The organism is Algibacter amylolyticus (assembly GCF_014202225.1).
GTDB classification, from domain to species: Bacteria; Bacteroidota; Bacteroidia; order Flavobacteriales; family Flavobacteriaceae; genus Algibacter_B; species Algibacter_B amylolyticus.
Genome location: NZ_JACHGE010000006.1, coordinates 192,640 through 215,296 on the forward strand (window position 1 = coordinate 192,640; position 22,657 = coordinate 215,296).

10 protein-coding genes are annotated in these 22,657 nt (G+C 33.6%); 1 reads left to right on the forward strand and 9 read right to left on the reverse strand.

Annotated elements, in window-relative coordinates:
- Positions 1–31: 31 nt before the first annotated feature.
- From HNQ90_RS12580 to HNQ90_RS12605, 6 genes are all read right to left on the reverse strand, one after another.
- The gene (locus tag HNQ90_RS12580) at positions 32–2,932 is read right to left on the reverse strand and encodes a glycosyl hydrolase (protein ID WP_144116382.1); all 2,901 of its coding nucleotides are present in this window, start codon (positions 2,930–2,932) and stop codon (positions 32–34) included.
- Positions 2,933–2,990: 58 nt separating this feature from the next.
- On the reverse strand, positions 2,991–5,552 hold the full coding sequence (locus HNQ90_RS12585; protein WP_172625870.1) for a GH39 family glycosyl hydrolase: 2,562 nt from the start codon (positions 5,550–5,552) through the stop codon (positions 2,991–2,993).
- A gap of 76 nt (positions 5,553–5,628) precedes the next feature.
- On the reverse strand, positions 5,629–6,918 hold the full coding sequence (locus HNQ90_RS12590; RefSeq protein ID WP_144116384.1) for an alginate lyase family protein: 1,290 nt from the start codon (positions 6,916–6,918) through the stop codon (positions 5,629–5,631).
- Between the two features lie 11 nt (positions 6,919–6,929).
- Positions 6,930–7,664, reverse strand: coding sequence for an SGNH/GDSL hydrolase family protein (locus HNQ90_RS12595; RefSeq protein ID WP_144116385.1), 735 nt, complete (start codon positions 7,662–7,664; stop codon positions 6,930–6,932).
- 5 nt (positions 7,665–7,669) lie between these two features.
- Positions 7,670–10,942 carry a family 78 glycoside hydrolase catalytic domain gene (locus tag HNQ90_RS12600; RefSeq protein WP_144116386.1) on the reverse strand — a complete coding sequence of 1,091 codons (3,273 nt, stop codon included), beginning with the start codon at positions 10,940–10,942 and terminating at the stop codon, positions 7,670–7,672.
- Between the two features lie 36 nt (positions 10,943–10,978).
- Complete coding sequence (locus HNQ90_RS12605) at positions 10,979–14,251, reverse strand: family 78 glycoside hydrolase catalytic domain (protein ID WP_172625871.1); 3,273 nt, start codon at positions 14,249–14,251, stop codon at positions 10,979–10,981.
- A gap of 173 nt (positions 14,252–14,424) precedes the next feature.
- Between HNQ90_RS12605 and HNQ90_RS12610 the strand changes: the two genes are divergently transcribed.
- Positions 14,425–15,309, forward strand: a complete 885-nt coding sequence (locus HNQ90_RS12610) for an AraC family transcriptional regulator (protein WP_144116388.1) — start codon at positions 14,425–14,427, stop codon at positions 15,307–15,309.
- 10 nt (positions 15,310–15,319) lie between these two features.
- On the opposite strand, the gene HNQ90_RS12615 is transcribed toward HNQ90_RS12610, so the two are convergent.
- From HNQ90_RS12615 to HNQ90_RS12625, 3 genes are all read right to left on the reverse strand, one after another.
- Positions 15,320–17,218 carry an ulvan lysase-like protein gene (locus tag HNQ90_RS12615; RefSeq protein WP_241678359.1) on the reverse strand — a complete coding sequence of 633 codons (1,899 nt, stop codon included), beginning with the start codon at positions 17,216–17,218 and terminating at the stop codon, positions 15,320–15,322.
- Positions 17,219–17,377: 159 nt separating this feature from the next.
- Positions 17,378–18,940, reverse strand: coding sequence for a T9SS type A sorting domain-containing protein (locus HNQ90_RS12620; protein WP_144116390.1), 1,563 nt, complete (start codon positions 18,938–18,940; stop codon positions 17,378–17,380).
- A 147-nt stretch (positions 18,941–19,087) separates the two neighbouring features.
- Positions 19,088–22,558, reverse strand: a complete 3,471-nt coding sequence (locus tag HNQ90_RS12625) for a glycosyl hydrolase (RefSeq protein WP_144116391.1) — start codon at positions 22,556–22,558, stop codon at positions 19,088–19,090.
- Between the last annotated feature and the right edge of the window lie 99 nt (positions 22,559–22,657).

The following is a 22,657-nucleotide window of genomic DNA, read 5'->3' on the forward strand; positions in this document are numbered from 1 at the left end:
TTTTTTTTAATTCCTATGATTCTCTCTTAATTCAATACATTAAAAGCTTTACAGGCCCTTCGATACCTGTTGGTACTAAATCTTTGTATCGTTTAGTCCAACCAATGGTCATTTTATTATTTTTAAGCGATTTCGCGTAGTTTGCCAATACTGTGGTGTAATGAATTTCTATTTCATTATTGCCTTTTTTAAGATAATCTTCTATATCATAAAGCGCTTTTCCGTACCAACGCTTCCCTACTTTTTGCCCATTCACGTACAACTCTGTAACCCCTTCGTTTACATCACCTAAATCTAAATGTGTAAAACCTGCTGTGTTACTTACCGTTGTTTTATAAATTATTTTTCCACCAAAATTACTTTGTGTGCTATCGTTAGATTTACTAAAATCGATAAGATCTTTCATTTGCCACGTAAAACTTTGTTTATTTATTTGATTTCCTGTTATGTTCCAATTAACATCTAATACTTTAGAATCTTTTATTTTAGTACTTACGGGAACAGCTTTTACAGATGGTTTCTCGTCTTCAAAAATTAATAATAAAGACTCTAAAGGATTTAAACTGATGCTTAACTCATTTGTTTTAGAAGCGTAATAATACGGTGTTCTTTCTCCTGTTTCAGGATTCCAAACCCAAGGGTATTTCCCTTCAACAGGAAATTTAGCATCAAAATTGGTGGTTTCGAATCTGTTTATATTAGTAAAAAAGTAAATATCTTTATCTGCAGTAAACTGATGTAATTGATACACCTTTTTAGTTGGATTGCTAATTACAACATCTGCAGCAATTTTAGATTCTTTTAAAATCTGTTCTGTCCAAGGTAATAAATCATCTAAAGACTTTGGTTCTTTAACCTGAATAAATGATTTAGGATTTTCTGCCAATAACTTATTTAAAGTACTTTTTACAATGTTATCATTTTTTTCAAAATCTTTAAAATGCAATGATTTTGTTGGCATTTGATCTACAACCACTACTTTTCCTCCAGATTCTACATAGTTTTTTATTATTATTGCTGCTTCTGGGCTAATCGATTTTAAGCTTGCTAAAACAAGTAAATCATAGGTCATATCACCAAAAGAAATAGTCCCATCTTTAATTACGGAGCCTTCTAAAACTCTTTGATTGATGTATTCACACGAATATCCTAACTGACTGATAGCCTCCCATAATTTATACAAATACCCCAGGTTGTTTTGAAGTTTGCCACGGTTTAATCCGTAATCTCCCCAAACATCTGCGGTTGGACCAACTATAGCCACCGATTTTTCTGCTTGCGAATTTTGAAATACATGAGATAAACGTGCATTATAATCTGTCCAATGGTTTAAATGCTCCCACCAAGTATTTCGTTCACTAAAATAAGTACCAAAACGAACCCATCCTGGAAACTCAACTTCAGGTGGCGAATAGTTATAACCATGCACTACAGTATGATTAATTCCTGTAATAAAATTCATATCATCATGCTGCTTTATCTCTTCAAGGGTTGCTTTAAAAACCCCATGTAAATTGGTAAATGCTTCACTACTTGTAATTTTCTTTCCTGTTAAGTGTGCCCCTGCAGACGCATGCATATTCCAAAGCATATACCCATGACTTTCTTTCCATTTCCAGATAGAATCTTTCATTTCAACGGTATAAATCCAGTTATTACTTTCTGGAATATCTGGTATCATATTACCATCTAAAAGCCCCATTAAAAATGGTGTTCCGTAAGCTTGGTAACGACATAACACATTATTTTCTTCACAAAAATCTTTATAAGTTTGGGTAAAGTTTTTTAAGAATGTTTCTACCAATAATTTATTATAATCATAACGTACACGCTTTAATTGATCTTTAAACTCTGGTGTGAAATTTTTAGAATATTTATCTTTTGAATAATCATCATAGGCTAAATAAAATACAAAAGGCAACCAATTATCTAATTTATAACCATATGCTTTATAAAAAATATCAGCAAAACCATCGGTCCAGTTTGCTCCAGAAACTTCTATACTATCGCAAAATAAAGCTCTTATTAAATCGCTTAAAGGATATCCAGATCGCTCAGATATTTTCTTTAATCTATTTAAATACGCTAAGGTCATTTCTTTTTTATAATGATCCATTACAGGTCCTGCACCACCTGGCGCACCTAATGTTACATCTCTAAAATTTTGTTGTACTAAGCCATAGCTTAAAAAGTAATTTCCTTCTTTTTCTATCTTGTACGATAATTTTCCGTTGCTATCTATATACTTTTTAAGATCTATCACCTCATTGGCATTCTCGCAATTTTCTGGTACTAACGTTACGTGCGATAGTTTGTAAGTTGTACGCTCGCTAATGTGTTTTTGAGCACGGTAGTTTTTATATTTTTCTTTATATAAATTGATAAGAAAAGGTTCGTCTACAGAAATAGTTTCACCACCTTTATAAGCCACATTATCGGAAACCATACGTTGGCAAGTTTCATCGTCTTTTAGAAACTCGCCTCCAAATGGCCAACCTGTACCAGCAATCATATCGGTAATCATGCCTAAATCTTTGGCTTTTTTACTCGCATGTACTACCATATCAATCCATTCGTCACTCATCCAAACTAAAGACTTATCTCCATTATCAGGAGCTGCTGGCATACCAATAGGATTAATTTCTACACCACCAAAACCTACACTGTGTAACGACTCCAACTCACGATCTAATTCTTTCGCTTTAATTTTATCTCCGTTCCACCACCAACGAACAAATGGACGTGCTTGGGCTGGTGGATTTTGAAAACTACTATAAAGATCTGAACTTTCTTTTTGAATACTAACGTTATTCGTGTTTGAATTCTGGCTAGTACTACAACTCTGTAGCACACATATTGCCAAAACAATAAAAGTGGTTGTAACTACATTTTTGTAGTTAGTGTAAGTAGATAATCTCTTTAATTTATACATTTCTATTTTTTAGTTACTGTATTTATTATGATTATTTTAAACAATTTAATTCTTATAATTAATTATAAAGTAGCTTTTTAAACGTACCTCCTATTTTTAATATATACATGCCTTTTGAAAATGAAGATATATTAACTTTATGGCCATTACCAATTAAAACTTTATTACCTGTAATACTATAAACTTCCCATCTTTGATCTAGAGGTGTATTTACGTTAAAAACACCGTTATTACTAGGATTAGGATAAACCACTAAATTATTAAGCGAATTTTCTTTTACAGATAAAGCTTTTTTAATAAAAACTGCTTTTATATCTAAATCTGAAGTTACTGTTAAAGTAAACGGATTATCTGTACTTACTATATCTCCTGTCCAGCTTTGAAATTCCCAACCATCATTAGCTATTGCATTTAAATTAAATTGCTGTCCTGTAAAAGCAGTTCCACTTGTATAATTTAACAATCCATCACCTTCTTGTGTAAGTGTTACATTATGCGTAGTAACCGTTTCTAAAGGAATAAACTCTATTCTATCAAAAACAATACTTCCCGTATTTATTCTACTGTACACTTTAAACTCATTAATGGTACCTGACCAGTGTGACCAATCTGTAAGATTTACATCAATAGTATGCCATTCATTATCATTAGGAATGGTTATTTTTTTTCTACCTGAAGCAAATTCTGTACCAGGTATATTAGCAGCCATTTGAAGACTTGGCTCTCCAGTACTGTTTTTAACAACTAACCTTAAAATTCCATATAAATCAGAATTAATATTCAACCCTGTTATAGCCGCCATAGGAAATGCAAATCCATCTGAAAAATCTAATGTTAGCTTATCATCATCTGTGTTTACATTCATTCCTGAGCTAACTGAAGTCCAAGGCGAAAAGTCTTCAGTTGTTGTCCATACGACAGAAGTTGGCGCTATAGCTTGAACAAAATGATCCTCTGATCTGAATTCAAATTTCTGAAATGCAAAAGACGGAAGCTCAGTATTTACAGTTACTACAGAACCACTCTCTCCATCAGTACGAGATATAGTTGTTACACTTGTCCATTCACTAAATTCTTCTGGATTTGGATTAACATAGGCATTATAGGCCGTTAAGCCTGCCTCTGTTAATATACGATTTGGATCTCCCATATTATTAAAACCAGATTTAACAGTATTAGGATTTTCTTTTAAAAAGTTTTGAAGCTTGTTATTATTTTCTCCGTATGATAAACTTCGATAATAAAGCGTTGTACCAACAGGAAGATCTGTAGAAAAAGAAAGATTTACAAGTTCATTATCCCTATAATTTAATGAATTTGAATTATAATTGTAAATCATAGCATCATACTCTGAAGTTAATTCATTTTTAGCAAAAAAAGCATCTAATTCATTCGTTGATGAATTTGGCGTTCCTGATAATTCGGTAGAGTAATGCGTCAATCCATTCATGGTATTCAATGTTGCAATAGCAGTTGGATCTTGAGTCCCTGTTTTATTACCCCATCTATAAACAAACTCTAATCCTTTGTCTTTATTTTTATAAAAAATATTAGAAAAAGCTAACTCTACAATTTCTGCATGCGAGGTTGCATTATTTATAAACCCTTTTCCATCTGCCCCATTCATGGTTGTGACCGTTGCATACTCCATTAAATCTATCTTGGTATTTGTATTCCATTTTGGGTGATCTACTAAACCTTTAAAAAGATTATCGTATTTGTCCTTCATGTTTCTTAAAGAACTATTGCCAATAATTACATAATCTGATATTCCCCAAAAATCATATCTTAAATTATTATCAAAAGAATACTCGATAAGATCATCTATAAACGACGCAAAAGGTTCTCCTTTATAATTTAATTCGGTTCCGTTTTTAAATAAAAAACCTGGAGCTCTTGTATGAAGCCCAATAATAGCATTAGGTAATACAGATCGTACTGCTTTTTCAGTATTTTCAAAATGCTCAATAAAATCTTGTTTTGTACCATACCAATGATCTGGTGTTTCAATTTCAGAACCTACTCTGAAACGCCATTTTGAAACCTGTTCTTCCCCATAGGTTTCCACTAATTTAGTCATTAAAGCCTTTATAAAATCATGATAAGCTTGTTTATCAGCAGGAGGTAATGAGTTCCCATAAATAGACATCTTTTCGTTTTCACGGAAATTTATATTATCTCTAGTTCCTTCTGGAATAAATGTATAACCATGCTGAAAAGCCCATGGCGGTTGATCTAATGCTATTTGTAGAATCTCTGTTTGAGAGTTTACCACTTTATTAAGTCTTTCAATAAGTGGTTCCCATCTATAAACATAGGTGTTATTTATTGAATCGTAAAGACATGGATCGAAATCTAAATCTTTGTGAGAAACCCCATTAACAACTTTTCTAATACCACCAACCATTCTAACAATATTCATTTTGAGACCTGGTCGTATGTTAGAACCATTTGTAGGACTTATACGATTTGCAACATCCCAAATATTATGCAGAGGTTGATTTTTATAGCTATCATTTGTAAAATCTGTAGACAGCGTTACTTGGGCTTCAATACTATAAAAGACTAGAGTACACAATAAAATAGTGATGACTCTTTTTAATTGATATTTTTTTTTCATTTTATTCATTTTAAAATTATACATTGATATTATTTAAACAGAAGATACATCTAGATTAATTTAATTAACAATTACTTTATAAGTTGATATCAACCGGAGGATACCTCAAGGCATCAAGGGGCTTCAAATTAATATAAGTTTTAAATTTGGGAGCTATTAATGTAGTGTCAAAAGACGTAGATGCCATTGAGAACGTTGGTTTCAAATACATTTCAATTGCTTTTTCAGGACCGCCTTCGGTAATTTGCCGCTGAGGCCATTTTTCAGTACCTAACACAAAAGGAGTCAAATATTTATAAGCTTTTTTTAGGCTTCTACCATCTTCCGTTTCAAAAGCCCATAAATCTATGCCTAACTTTCTCCCCATAAGTGTCAACTCCGTCATAGACCACAAATTTAAAGTGGCATACTGTACAGATTTGGTTCTCCCCATTTCCCTAGGTTGGCTTCCATCTGGCATAATTTGATCTGCAATTCGAACTTGTTTGGCGTCTTCAATTACTTTTTTTGCTTCTTCATTCTTGCCGAGATACATCATTAACCCAACTACTTGATAATTATAATGATTTGCATGGTTCTGCCTAGTTAAACCCGCTTCAATTGCCATAGGGTTGGTTATAAGCCAATGGAGATAATCATTAAACCAAATATCCATGCCTTGTTTTACGTCTTTAGGTAGAATCCCATCGTTTTCAAACATTTGCATTGCTGTGATTACTTGAGATTGCTGACACCATTCATGAACCCCTGCTTTTCTTCCATCTGCAATACCAGGAACACCTTGACCAAAATTAATATTGGGATTTACCCTAGTTTCAGGGTTCAAATACCAAACCTTAATTAATTTAATCGCTTTTTCTGCAAACTTCTTATCTTCTGAAAAATAATAAGACCATGTTAGCTTCTCGATAGCATCAAAAAATTCAGTCTTCCTGTTAAAATCTGTATCTGCACCACGTGAAACTGGATTAATTACACCATCTCGAGCAACCCAAGGCAAGCCATCTAGTTTAGAAGCATCTGGCCACCTATAAGGCGCGTAACTTAAATAATCGTGCAAATCTTTACTAGGAGGAATTTGGGTTTTATTTGTTACAGGATCCGCCACATAATCCAACGCCGCTTGTCCTTCTTTTAACACCTCATGGTACTTAATATTGAAATAACTATCCTTTTCTTTAATTCGTTTTTTTACTAATTGTAAATGAAGTTCATTGTAATAAATCAAGATATTAGACTTATCATCTGCAATGCTATTTTCGCCTATTGAGTTTAAACTCTTTTTCCCTGAAGCGTTACAAGATGTTAGTATTAAAACCATTAGTAAAGTATTATTTAATATACTTCGTAATAAAAAATGTTTCATATAATCTTTATTTATTCAAAATATTTAATGATCTGGTTAGCAATTAACTCATGTCCTTTTTTATTAGGATGATTTATTTGTGCCATGTATTTTTTTAGTTCTTTGGTATCACCATAAAGAAATTCGAAGGCCTTATAACTATCTACTAAACCTACATTATATTTTTTGGCTAGTAACCTAATTTGATTTGTATGCTGTTTTAATTCGTTTTCAGGGTTATTATAATCAACTCTCGTGTCTGGGGAAGGTGTTAATAATACCACAGGAATGTTTTGTTTTAACGCTTCTTCAATCATCTTTTTCCACGCTTTTTTAGCTTTTTCTAAACCAACACGTCTATCATTTAAAGCGTAGTCTATAAAAAGCACATCTGGTTTGTGGTTTAAAACAGTATTTTTAAACCTAGCAGCACCCTTAACAGAATTTTCCCCACCAATACCTGTCAAAATTGTATTTATTACTGCATACGGATATTTTTCTTTTAACTTTTCTAAAACCAAATGCGGATACGCAGCTAGTGTATTTACATTTGGTGTTTTAAAATATCCTGACGGCACACTATGACCGTGAAATACAATGTTTATGGTTTTATTATCTGGCCACTTTTTTAAGAGGTCTTGTTTTACTTTAGACAAATAATTATGTGCATCTACATCTTTAGCAATTAAAGAACGAGACGTTGTGCAACCACAAAAAAGAGCTACACAACATAAAGTAATAAAATACCTAAATCTTAAGACCACCATTTTATTTAATTAGATTGATATATTTTTATTTCTGAAATTGATGGTGCTTTTTTAGCATCAATAATATAAATTCTACATTTTGTAGCTGTAACAGCATCAAATTTATGCGTTTTATTTGCACCACAAGTGGTATAACTTACAAGATCTTTCCATTTGTCATTTTCCCAGTATAGAATTTTATAGTTTGTAATTTGATTGTCAAACTCATTAATCATTATCTGGTTAAACGTTTGAGGTTTTACCCAAGCGACTTCTAAATATTGATTTTTAGTTTCAGCAGATAACCAGCGTGTTTCATCATCTTCATCATTGGCTTTAAAGGCTTCAAAACCTGGTAGTTTTTCAGTTTCAATAAACATAGACGATGCACTCATTCTACCTATTAAAGCAAAATTAGTTAAGTTATTTAATGGCTCTGGATAGCTTGTTTCTGGCACATCGGTCACATTAAAATCGTAAATACCAGATGTTACATTATAGATTACATAATTTCCAACCGCATCATTTTTTTCTGTACCTACGTAGCTTATATATTCTGAATTTTCGGCCAATGCTCCGCCTTCAGTTATACTATTTTTATCCGTTGCTGGTAAATATACTTTTGCCGTTGTATTTACAGGAACTTCAATATGAAATGTAGCTGTGTTTGCTTTCTTTGTCCAATTAACAACCACATTACCATACATCGATTCGTATGCTGTATTGGCATAGGTTAAATCGCCAACAGGAGCTGGTTTTATAATCATATTTTGCATTCCTAAACTTTCCGGATTTGGTCTAATTCCACCAAAACCTTTAATAAAATACCCACCAATACCTGTGTAACAAGTGTGAATTTGACTATTTCCTACCGCAGACCAACGCTCTGGCCATACCGTTTTACCTTGTTCTATAAAATAGCCATAACTAGGATGGTGTTTGTCTCTTAACAACTCATAAATTAAATCCATACGCTCACCAGACTCTGTAAAATAGCGTGTATAAAGGGCTTGACCAGAACTACCTGTATCGTAATATGGAAAATCATACAACACATTATTAACCAATTGCGCCTCTGCTTTTTCTTTTTCTGATGCTGGTGTTACTCCCGATAAAAGTGCAAAAGCTTGATCTACTTGATACCCCTTTAAATATTTACCCGTTTCTGGATTGTAAGACAGTTTATGGGTTGCTTCTTGCTGCACTTTCAATCTATTTTTATAAGCTAGTGCATCTTCAGTTTTATTCAATGCCTCTGAAATATGCATCGCATTTTCTAACATAAAAGCATATAAACAATTGTTAAAATGTGCTGCGTCTGGAGAATTACTACTTGTCCAGAAATTACCACGTGGCGTACACCAATCTCCCAAACCTGGCATTTCTCTTTTTCCTTGTTCACCAATTATTAAAGCACCACCAGTTTTGTAATTAGAATGCTCATACAACCAAGTCATCCATTTTTGCATCGATTCGTAATTGTCTTCTAGTACTTTTTTATCGCCTAACATTCTGTAAGTTTCCCAAACTGTTAGTGGGTTATTTGCTTTCCACATTAAAAACGGACGATCTTCTTCATTTAATACGGCTCTAGTTTGACCATCTAGAAATTGTGCATCTCTAGTATATTGTAAATATTGATCCATATACGCGCCACTTTCAAAATTGGGCAACGCATCACCATACATTGCAGCTACAGTAACTTCTCCCCAACCACGTCGTTCACGGTGTGGACAATCGACCAAAATACCATCCATAGTATTGGCTAAATAGGTATTTAAATTAACTTGATAAATTTGATTCAATTGCGCACTTGAAGATTCAAATTTGCTGATTTGCTTACGATTGTTAGTCACTACATAACCTCTTGCATCTGCTATTTTAGGTTCATATTTTAACCCATAAACGGTAACCCAACGTCCTCCTGCAACATTAAACCGGTTGGAAAACTTTCCTTTTCCTGATTTCCCAAAAATATATTTACTTTTTTGACTCCAATTCATAATTCTTTCGGTCTGATCACTAATTTCAAACAAAATAGAATCACCTTCCTTTCCATTATACAAATCCATTTCAAAAAAACCTGTATAGTTTTCTCCTAAATCAATACGATAGGTTCCATCATCATTTTTAGCAACCCCAATAGCTTTTATCTTCTTAAATTTTACTTGAGGCTCTACCATTTGAGCGCTTAACTCAGCTTTTATTGGACTATACAACGCACGAACTTCTCTGTTTTTATTACTGTTTAAGGCAAAACTTATATTGTTACCTTCAGGTATTTTAGCATTTAAAACTTCATAATCGTACACACTTGCATTCATCCAATTGCTGTCATTATATTGTGCAGTATTCCAATCGTCTTCTCTTTTGCTATCATCAATCGTTTCACCTCCAAAACGCAGAATATCCCAATCTCCATAATATTCAGAATTACTTTTTTTAGTTTTCCAAGTTTCATCTGTTTTTAAAGTAATATTTTCTCCTCCTGCAACAATTTCTGCTTGTGCTTTAAATACAAACGGAACCATTCTATATTCTCGAATACGTGTCCAACGTGCCCAACCAGCAGCGTGCCATACCGCAATAACATTGTTTCCTTTTTTTAATTTATCAGCAATATCATACGTTAAATAAGGAATCCTTTTTTTCATATAAGATGCCACAGGATTCAATACATTATCGGTAACTTTTTCACCGTTCACATACAATTCATGATAACCAAAAGATCCTACGTGCACAAAAGCCGAAGTAGCATTTTCTGAAAGTGTGAACGTTTTTCTATACCAGTTATGATCGATCTTTTTTTGATCTGCTTTGTAAATCCAATCCCCTTTCCAATCTTCTGATTTTAAAAGTCCCATTGAAAATTTACCAGAATCACTCCAATTAGATTCCTTGTTTGCAGCATCCCAAACTTTTACTTTCCAAAAACAAGCTTGGTTAGATGCTAATTTTTTACCCGCGTAAACATTATTTACAGACGCATTGGTTTCTGTTTTACCAGAATCCCATAAATCGCCAATATTATTGTTCAAATTATCTAAACTACTCGCAACAAGTATTTGAAACGCTGATTGTTTTTGTCCTCTTTTTTGATGTTGATCAACTAACTTCCAACTTAATCTTGGCGCAGTATTATCTATACCTAAAGGATTTATGCGGTATTCGCAACGCAAATCATTCACTTCAAGTATTTCTGAATTATCAGATTTACAACTAGATAGTAATGCTAAAAAAAGTATAGTCAGCATAGTACCGCCTACCCATTTTAGACTTTTATTGAAGAAATTATTCATTTTATAAATTTTGTTTGTAGCATGATATTCAACTATTTATTTTTGATATACTTCAAACTCTGAAACGCTTGGTTTATCTTTAGCGCTAGTGATAAACAATCTACATTTTTTAGATGTAACCGTTTGAAAATTGAATGTTTTAAGATCTCCAAAAGAAGTTCCGTTAGCAAGATCTACCCATTGGTTTTCTTTTAAATATTGAATTTTATAATTGGTGATATGCTTGTCTATTTCTTTAAGTACAATAGTATTGAAAGTTACAGGCTTCACCCATTCTATCTCTAACCATTCCTTTTCTAAACCACTTGCTTTCCAATGCGTTTCAATATTTTCGTCATTCGCTCTAAAAGCTTCAAAAACTGGTAATTTATCAGATTTAATAGTCATTGAAGACGCATTCATTCGTGCTATTAAAGCTAAATTTTCTTGTTGATTTAAAGGCTCCGGATATTTTGTTTTAGGAAGCTCCGTCACGTTAAAGTTGTACACACCAGATTCTACTTCATAAATAACATAATTTCCAACAGCATCACTTTTTTCTGTGCCTATATAATTAATTCCTTCAACATTTTCTGCAATAATATCACCCTCTAAAACATCTTTACTTGAAATGGCTGGAATGTATATTTTAGCTGATGTATTTACAGGAATTTCAATTTGAAAAACTGCTGAATTGTCCTTTTTCTTCCAGTTTACAACAATATCTCCATACATCGATTTATAAGCTGTATTCGCAAACGTTAAATCGCCTACCGGAGCAGGTTTTACAATAAAACGTTTCATTCCAAATATTTCAGAATCGGGTCTTATTCCTCCAAAACCTTTGATAAAATAACCACCAATACCTGTATAACATGTATGTATTTGACTGCCACCTACAGCAGACCATCTCTCTGGCCATACCGTTTTTCCTTGCTCAATAAAGTACCCATAACTTGGGTGACGTTTATCTTGAAGTAGTTCGTAAATTAAATCCATACGCTCGCCATACTCAGTAAAATAACGTGTATAAAGTGCTTGCCCAGAACTACCTGTATCATAATATGGAAACTTATACAGTACTTGGTCTACCAAATTATCATATACCTTTTGTTTTTCTGATTCTGGAGTAACACCAGCAATTAATGCAAATGCTTGATTTACTTGGTGACCTTCGCCATATTTTCCTGTTTCAGGATTGTAAAGCTCTTTATGTGTTGCCTTACGTTGCACCTCTAAACGATCTGCAAAAACTTTTGCATCCTCATTTTTATCTAATGCTTCGGCAATATTCTTAGCTGCATCTAACATAAAAGCATACACGCAATTATTAAAATGTGCAGATTCTGGAGAGTTACTTGAAGTCCAGAAATTTCCACGTGGCGTACACCAATCTCCTAAACCAGGAAAAGCCATAGAACCTTGTTTTCCTACTTTTAGCGCACCTCCTGTTTCATAGTTTGAATGTTCATATAGCCAATTCATCCATTTTTTTAATGCTGGATAATGATTGTTCAGTAGCTTTTTATCACCTAACATTCTGTAGGTTTCCCAAATGGTAATTGGGCTATTTGCCATCCACATTAAAAAATTAAAATCATCACCATTAATAACCGCTCGCATTTTACCATTATCAGCTTGAGAGTCTTGCATAAATTGTGCATATTGCTCCATATAAGCTCCACTTTCAAAATTTGGTAAAGCATCGCCATACATAGCCGCAACAGTAACCTCTCCCCAACCACGTCTTTCACGATGTGGACAATCCACCAAAATACCATCAATAGTATTTGCGATATACGTGTTTAAATTAATTTGATAAATTTTATTTAAAAGTTCGCTAGAGCTTTCAAATTGGCTAATTTGTTTACGATCATTGGTTATTACATAACCCTTAATATCTTTTAATTCTGGCTTATAATTTATCCCCTGAATTGTAATCCAACGACCACCTGCTACATTAAAACGATTGGTAAAATGACCTTCTCCAGATTTATCATAGATATACATACTTTTTTGTTCCCAAGAAGAAGTTTGTCCTAGCTGGTCACTAATTTCAAAGGTTACTGTATCACCTTCTGAACCGTTAAATAAATTCATCTCGAAGAAACCTGTGTAGTTTTCTCCCATATCTACCACGTAAGTACCATCGTTATTTTTTTGAACACCAATAGGTTTTACCTCTTTAAACTTAACTTGGGGCTCTACCATTTGCGCACTTAGAGTCGCGGTTATTTTACTTGTTGGCGGATTATTATCGGTGCTTTCTACAACTTTAGCTCCTTTTAAACCCAAATAAATATCGGCTTTACCAATTTCTTTTGCATCAGACTGATTGAAAACAACGGCATTTGCCCAATTGCTATCGTTGTAATCTGCTTTGTTCCAATCATCTTCACGTAAACGCTCATCAATGACTTCTCCTCCAAAATTTAAAATATCCCAAGGCCCGTAATACGCGCTGTAACTTTTTTTACATTTCCAGGTTGTATCTGTTGCTAAAACCATATTATTACCTGCAACAGAAATATTAGCTTGCGCTTTAAATACAAACGGCGCATCGTGATACTCAACCATTCTTCCCCATCTAGCCCAACCTGCAGCGTGCCAAATACCAATAACGTTATCTCCTTTTTTAAGGTGATTTTTTATGTCGTAGGTTAAATACGGTAAACGTTTTTTCATCATCGAATACACCGGATTCATAACAGCATTACTTACTTTTTCGCCATTAACATAAACTTCGTGGTATCCAAAAGAAGCCACGTGTATAAGTCCAGATTCTGGAACATCAGTAAGTATTACGTTTTTTCTGTACCAGTTATGATCTTTTTTTGTTTGGTCGTTTTTGTAAATCCAATCGCCTGTCCAATCTTTTTCATTTAACAATCCCATTGCAAATTTGGCTGGCTCACTCCAATTAGAAACGCTACCAGATACATCCCAAACACGAACTTTCCAATAACAAATTTGTCCGGAAGTTAATGCTTTACCTTGGTATATATTATTAACAGATTGCGCATCTGAAACCTGACCAGAATCCCATACATCACCTTTATTTGCGTTTAGATTTTCTATACTATTGGCTACTATTATTTGAAACCCTGTTTGCTTTTGACCACGGGTTTTATTTTTATCTATAATTTTCCAACTTAATCTTGGTTGCACATTATCTATTCCTAACGGATCTACAAGGTATTCGCATTTAAGATCTATTGGCGTAACCTCGCTTTTAGTTTTTGAATTACAACTGATTATTGTTAACATAAAAACGGTAACAATAACAACTTTAAAAACTGAATTAAATGGACTTAATAATTTATTTTTCATTTGTAATAATTTAAAAATCTTATAATACATGTTACCCGTATATTATGATAAAACACAGATTTGAAAACATGCTTTATTTTAAATTGAAGTAGGGACTTTATTTTTTTATAAATTTCTATAATTAAACACTATTTATCAATTAACAATTTGATATATTAGTTGCACAAAATGATATGAAAAATACATACCGAAAATATCTAATAACTCTTGAAAATGATAAAAAATGGGGTTTTTACATAAATAACCTAGGACGAACTGTTATCGAAAAAAACAGTAATTACCCTCCAAAAGACCATCCAGATAATTATTTTTTCACTTGGAACAGAGGTCGTGTTTTAGATGAATTTCATGTTGTGCTTATAACCAAAGGCGAAGGTTTTTTTGAAAGTAAAGAAAGTGGACCTCTAAAAGTATCTGATGGGGACCTTTTTTTATTATTTCCTGGAGTTTGGCATAAATACAAACCGTTAAAAAAAACAGGATGGACAGAACGCTGGGTTGGATTCTCTGGTGACATAGCCAATCAGTTATTATCAAATGGTTTTTTTACGCCTAATGAGCCTGTAATATCTAAATGCAATAAACCTCAAGTTTTAAATTATTTTAATTCCCTTTTTAAATTATTTGATGAAGAACCTTTTGGGTTTCAAAAATTAGCCTCGGGTATATGTATGCAACTTATGGCAGAACTCCATAACATAAAGCACGGAGGAAACAACATAGAAGACCTAAACTCTATGGTCTCTAAAGCAAAAGGTTTAATGTATGAAAACATTAATAAAAACATTGACTTAAAAAAAATGGCTACCGAATTAGGTGTGAGCTATTCTAAATTTAGATTAGACTTTAAAAAGCAAACAGGTGTTTCCCCTTTGCAGTATTATTTATTATTAAAAGTTGAAAAATCTAAAGAGCTACTGTTAAGTTCCGAAAAAAACCAAAAAGAAATAGCCTATGAGCTAGGTTTTGAATCTGATTATTATTTTAACAGATTGTTTAAAAGTAAAACGGGATTATCACCTGGTAAATTTAGAAACCTAAGCAAAATACATACTTAAAATTGTAGTTTTAGCTTACTGTTAATGAAATAAGCAGTTCCTTTATACCTTCTTCAAAAAATACTTCTAAAGGCAATGCTTCGACTCCTGGTACCATATTAAAAGTTCTACTACCTTCTATTTCTTTTATTTTTATTGATGCATTCGATTTAACTGTAACCAATCCGTCTCGTTTTTGTATCGTAATCTCTGTTTCACTTACCTTAGTTACTAGCTCATTATTAGGTGATATTATTGGTAAAACAAAAGCTGTTGGCTGTAAAATATCTTCTGTCGTTTTTACATGAACCTCCATTTTATCGCTTGTACATTTATACGCAATATTAAATTCTGCTGCTGTTTTTTCAACCACTTTTCTTTCAACATTCTTAAGTTTTACAATGGAAAGCAACTCTATTGTATCATTATTATCTGTGCTCGAAACCGTAGCTGGCAAATCATAAAGGTTTGTGTACCACACACCATCTTTAAAAGTTTCAATACGAGGTGTTAAGGCAATATCTTTATTTGGTTGTGGTTGCTGATTATATGGCTCCACCATATGGTACTCCGCCATACTTGCGGCACATAAAAGTCCTACTTTATTATGATACAACGCACCTAACGCACCTCCTGAAGCTTGACGATAATCATATTTATAATGGTACTCGGCATCATAAGCACTAACGGTTCCTCTCCAATCACCTCTAGAAAAAAGATATACATCTAAATCTTTAAAATGTTTTACACCATCTGCTATGGTTCTTGGTAATGCTGTGTTTTTATTTATTTCTGGTAAATGTTGCCAATGATCTAACATTGCAGCTAATGGTTTTGCATGTGCAAATGTGTGATGCACACAAGGTGGTATACCTGCAGATATAAAATGTGGTCCTCCATGAATTAAGCCATCTGCTGTACAACGTTTTAACAACTCGGTGTTTTTTACTGCTGCTGTTCCAAAAGCAGGATTAATATGTGCCATCATACCAAATGCTGGCTGGCTACCATCGCAAGTTCTACTTCCCCAATAACTCCATTTATACATGCGGTTACCCCAACTATTATCCCATGCGCCATCTGGTAACATAAATTCTAAGTGACTGTTTAAAGATTTTGTTACTAATTGTAATAACTCCTCATCATTTTCTTTTAGAGCATACATTACAATGCTATTTAAAGACTCTTCTACATTGTAACCTAAATCAACTCCATTCAATCCCTTGGCACTTAACTTATTAGAGCTTTTTTTACATTCTCCAAATAAAAGGCCTTCATTTGGTGTAAAGTAAGATTTCACATCTTCTGCTAACTCTTTACTTTTAGCTTTATATGCTTCGTTTTGCAACACATCTCCCATCAAACTTAAGCCATAAATAGCTGTTGCTCCATAATTAATATTTGTGAAATCGATAGTAAACGTATCGTAAATATACTTACCAGAACGAGCTAATCGATTAGTCCAAGCTTTGCGCGTTTTTTCGTTTAAAACATGGGCATGATAATGTAAAGCCTCGGCTAAAGCAATAGCTCCAAAAATAGTGATGCCTTTCCATGATTTGGGATTAGGAATAACTGTCCATGCACCATTTTCTTGAGATACATTATTTTCTGCCCATGTCATGACTAACTCTGCAGCTTCAATATATTTTTTATCGCCTGATACATCGGCCATATATAAAAACGGATATACAGCATCCATACATCGGCCATGAATATGGGAACAAGACGGACAACCTAATGCTCCATGTTCTTCTAAATTTTCTGGGTTATTAATTTGGACTTTTATCATACCATCGCACCAGTCTTTCAATAAATCTGATATTAAATTTTCAAACTCTAAAGAATGCTCAGGATGATTTGAACAAGCGTTTATTATTCCTGCCATAGGAAGTGATAGTCCGATTCCTGCAAGGGCTGATAATTGCATAAAGTTGCGTCTTTCCATAATTAACTACAATAAATTTTCAAATTGAAAAGTATTTAAAATTAAATTTTAATCTATCCTGTTTCATCCTGTAATACTTAATTAAAAAAGCCAGAACATAATTTTCTGGCTTTTTTAACAATTGATTTTTATTAAACTTTTTTATTTTATTACAAGCTTGGTATTGTAGGCTTTATTAGCACCATCAACAACCCTAATAAGATAAACACCAGACTTAAATTGTCCATCATTAATTACCTTTAGATTTTCACCTTGAGACTCACTTTTAAAAACTGTTTTACCTAACATATCAAAAATTTCAACTTTTACTTGATTTAGGTTTTTAAAGGCCATAGTAAAGCTATTATTTGCCGGATTAGGAAAAACGCGTACCTGTGAAGATACTAGCTTATTTTTACCTAAACTAAGAGACACACTTGTTGGAATAGATTCCCAAACGCTTCTAGTATCTGTATCATCAACTGAAATATGAGTTACCGTTCCATTGATGTCATGATACATGAATCTACCACTGGTACCGGATTCAAATCTATAAGTTTCCTCTACTTCATCATAGTGAATGGTCCATACTTTATCTCCATCACTTGCTGGTGGAGCTTTTGTAGTACTAACAACCACATAAGCACCTCCCGGGCCACCCGCACCTGGAGCACGGAGTATACCTAAAGTTTCACTATCTATATTAAAATAACTTCCGCTTTCTACAAAAGTCCAATGCGTATTTGGTGCCTCTCCTGAATCTGTCATAGTTACTGCTGTAGCACTTGCGCCAGAATCGGTTAAAAATTGACCAGTGGCAACATTTCTTAATCTATAAATATCATCAGCTGGACCAGAATTACCAGTATCCATATCTACAACTTCTTCTTTTTGGTATGTGGTATTTGCCCATCTAATTTGAGCTCTACCTCCTTTAACCCTATAAGCGCCGTATCTAATACCGGATTCTGTTCCTTTTTCTGGTTCTGGAATATTCCAGTTGAAAGCATCGCCTCCAATTACAGCATCACAATAATGAATCTTTTTAGTAGCATCGTTAGGGTCTTCTCTAAAACCTACTTCTAACTCAAAGTTTGTCTCTACATTTTTACTAACATTTTTTAGAAAAACGACTTCCCTACCACTTCCCTCGCCGCCTCGATACAAAATACGTTCGGCGTAAATATCGAATGACACTTGTTTATCTGAATCGGCACCCGTACCATAAACAGGTTTAGCTAGATATAAACAAATTGCTGGATCTGGAGAGCCTCCTCCTCCTGTATGTTTACCCTTAGCCTGTGCTAAATAAGATCCATTTTGACCAAATGAACCAGCATCACCAACTTCAAGTATTCTAAAAACTCCTGTAAATCTAGCATAACTACCCACACCTGTTTCTTGAGATCGACTAAGCGAGCGTTCCATTCTAGGTTGTAAAGTTGTTTCAAATTGATTTGAACCATCTGTAATATTGTAAACGCCCCAAGTTTTGTTGTAAACATTACTTTCTTTGTAATTTGCGTAACACGTACGATCATCGATTGTTCCTACATTAACCGGATTTGGTAAATCATAGGACGTTCTTGTAGCATTCTCGCCATCCGGATTACAAGTTGTATATGTTCCGGTGTCCTCATCTGGCGCCGATGTTTGTGCTGTTATAACAGCCGAAAACATTGCGAAACCAAATAATAACAAAAATTTAAAAGTATTTTTTTTCATAGGTATCTCTTAATATATATTTTTTCTTAAAATTATAACTTTTAAAATTAAGGTGTATCCTGACCTGTCCTGCTGGAAATAAACCAATTGGTTTTTACTAAAAACAATCTATTCTCAAGGCTACAAACCAACTAAAATAACAAAGAATTATTGCCACATTTTTAAAACCACAGGGCCGATTAATCCTGCAATCTCCAATTGAGTTTCATTATGTTTAGGCGGATTTGTAGTCCATGTTTTTTTATCACTTTTAGCACGTCTGTTATCAAAAATCAGTTGATTTCGCCAGGTATTCGTAACTTTTATTTCCAATTGATTAATTCCTTTTTTAAGTACGTTGCTAATATTAAAAGCATATGGCGGCGCCCAACGTGTACCTACTTTTTCGCCATTACACCATAATTCTGCTATATTTGAAACTACGCCCAAATCCATAATGGTGTACTTTTCAACTTTTTCAACATTAATGCTTTTAGTGTATGTTAACGTTCCTGAATAATGCTTGATAGCATCGTGATTAAACTCTGATAGGGATTTTAATTCTGGTACCTCAACGGTTTCCGGAGTATCCCATCCACTTTCAAAACTTACTTTCCAATTGTTTTGAATTAACGTTTCATTAATAACTACGTCTATTAATTTAACACCTAGATTTTGATGTAATTTATAGGTTCCTGAATTTGATGCATAGACGTTTCCTTCATCAATTTTAACCTTAACTACTTTACTTTTTTTATCATGTAATCTATACCATCCAATTTCTGAGTTTAAAATATTTTCTTCTTGAAATTCTACTTTCGAAGTAAACACGTTTTTATCTCCTTTCGGAAAAACTAATATTGCACTTCCGTTGGCATCAAATGAAATTGCAACATTGGTTCTTTGATTATCTTTACTCCAAACCATAGCCTCTTTTTGTTCTCCTGTAAAAGCATCCCAAATTTGCGGATATGTGTTTTTAACCCTAAAGCTTATTGCTACATCAATGGGTTCTTCATTTTTTGATGCTAGAAAGTAAATATCTGCATCCTTTGTTTTTCTATGAATCCAATTAATATCTACTTTTTCTGATACAATTACATCCTTTGAAACATTTTCAGACTTTAAAACTTCTTCTAAGGATTTACCCCAATACACTTTCCCTTTTCCAGTTTGTTTTACTCCTTCTTTACTGTTTCCCCACAATTCATTAGCTATTTTTCGAAGCTCAATTAAATCATCCTCATCATCCATTAAACTTGGCGAATCCTGTGGTTTGTCTCCTATAATTACAGCACCTTTTAAAACTAAGGCTTTTAGTTTCTTTGCTGTAGAAAGCAACATTTTATTAGAATCTCTAAGAAGAATAACACGATAATTTCCTGCATTTTCAACATGAATTTTACCATCTTCGACACTTAATTTATCGTGTAAAATTTCTGCATTTAAATAATCGAATCGATAGCCCTTAGGAAAGTAATCTAAATCGAAAGGCGGTCGTTCAAAATGATCGCCGTAGTACCAAAGTACATCTGCTACATATTCGCCTTGTTGTAAAACATATTGATTTCTAGTTAAGTAATCGGTCCAATCTTTCATATAGGGCCACCATGTTTGCTGCCTTACCAATGGAAATCCAATATGCCCTCCAAAACTAGATCCTGGATACACTTCTGTTTGTGGTGTGTGTGAAAACGTATGAAATACTAAGTGGTTAACACCTTTTGTAAAGTTATAATCTATTAAGTATTTAACAGAAAACGGGTGCTCATTCCATTTTACACCCACCTGCGTGCAAGCCTCTGCTGCCAACACTGGTTTATTATATAAATGAGTTGCAGATGCAGCCGAAAAAATGGGTTTTGCATATTCGTTTTGAGCAGATGGTGATTTAGGATACCAAAACTCAGTCATAGGAATATCACTAACACCGTAGTATCGCATGGGGTCTATTGGTAAAACTTCTCCTCCTGCACCTTCGGTATACACCTCTGCTCCCATGTTATGAGCTACTGTGGCAAAATGTTTAAAAAAGTTATCTATAAAAACATCATCCATAGTATGCCTCAAGTCTCTTAAAAACTTTGTACTAATTTCTGGGCTATCCACAATGTAGCCCATTGTAGCTGGCAAAAAGGGTACCATACTATATCCACGACGATTTTGAAATTCTTGAAATAAATCGTCTGATTTAATTGTCCAAGTAGGCACATGGCTTTCCCAGCTATCTATTAATAAACCGTGCAACTTTCCGTCTCCAATTGGGCCACCATCTTTAATTAAATTACCTATCATCCCCTTTCGCAAATGATTTTCAATAGCAATTTTATCTAACTTACTAGATTCCCATCCCGTGGCTTCTGGTACAGCTGGTTTGTTTTTAAGCCTCATATTAACATGTCCAAAACGCACTATAGTCCAATTGCCTTCAGGAACATCCCAGTCCAATTTTCCTTCAGAAGTCATTTTATTGGTTAGGTTAATAATTTTATTAGATTTAATAATTGTATTTTCGGAATACTCATAAACCACATCTTTTTCTAAACTTCGTAAAGCTTTGGCTGCTTTTGCTTGATGATTATGCAACATAGGCTTTGACGTTAGATGCATAAATTCTGGAGCAACGGAATGTTCTCCTTTAAAAGTAAAGACGAATTCGTTTGAAGTTGTTTCTGGAATTACAAAAGTTAGTTTTTTACGTCTGTCATTCCAGTTTCCATTAGGAAAATTTATGGTAGTTATATCTTTTAATTTACCATCAACTACGGCCTGAACATTCAATTTCGCCTCAACTTTAGGATATTCCTGATTCAATAAAATATGGCGCAAAGGCGGAAATACAATAGAGCGAATGGTTACAGGCGCATTAAATTTTGTTTTTACCCAAGTATTATTACCATTAATTTTACAGGTTCCTTGAGCTCTGTAATCGGGTAAATCTAAATCTAATCTTGTTGTTGTGCGCGTAACAATTATTTTAGAATTGGGGTTAAAAATTTTTATCCAAGGTGCTGTTTTATTATTACTTTCAATTTTTACAGGGTTAAGAACAGCCATATCACTGCCTGCAGGTGTTGGAAAAGCAAGCACTTGAATATCTTTATAATTATATTCTGATTTTTTGTAAAGAGAATCTAATTCCAAAATTTGGTTGAATTCGGTTCCGCCAGATGTATGGTAAACCGATTCTACAACTTCGCGTTGTGCTTCTTCAACCGGAACCCACGGACCACCTGTCATAGACCAACCAGGGCAATTTTGCATCGTAAATTTCAACCCCAATCGTTTACACTCATCGGCGGTATGCCTAATCATATCTTCCCATTCGGGAGATAAAATTTTTATTTGATTTACCTCAGGATATGGTCTTCCGCTTTTGTTAAAAAGTTGAATACCTTGAAATCCCGCTTCTTTAATAGCTTCTAAATCTAAAGTTAGCCCTTCTTTACTAATATTATTACCATTAAGATGAAACCATGTTTCTGGGCGGTATTTTTTAGAAGGTGATTTGAAATTTTCACTTAATGTTTTAAAATCTATTGAATCATTATCCTTTAAAGCCTTATGAGTCTTATTGGATTGACAGTTATTAAATAGAGCAAACCCTAAAATTAACAATGGTACGAGTCCCTTTTTCATGGTTTTCAAAATTTTATTTTTCAATGCTATTATATTCAATATGATAAATTACACTCCTTTACCTAGTGGTATTAAAGCACAAAAAAAGCCATTTAAAAT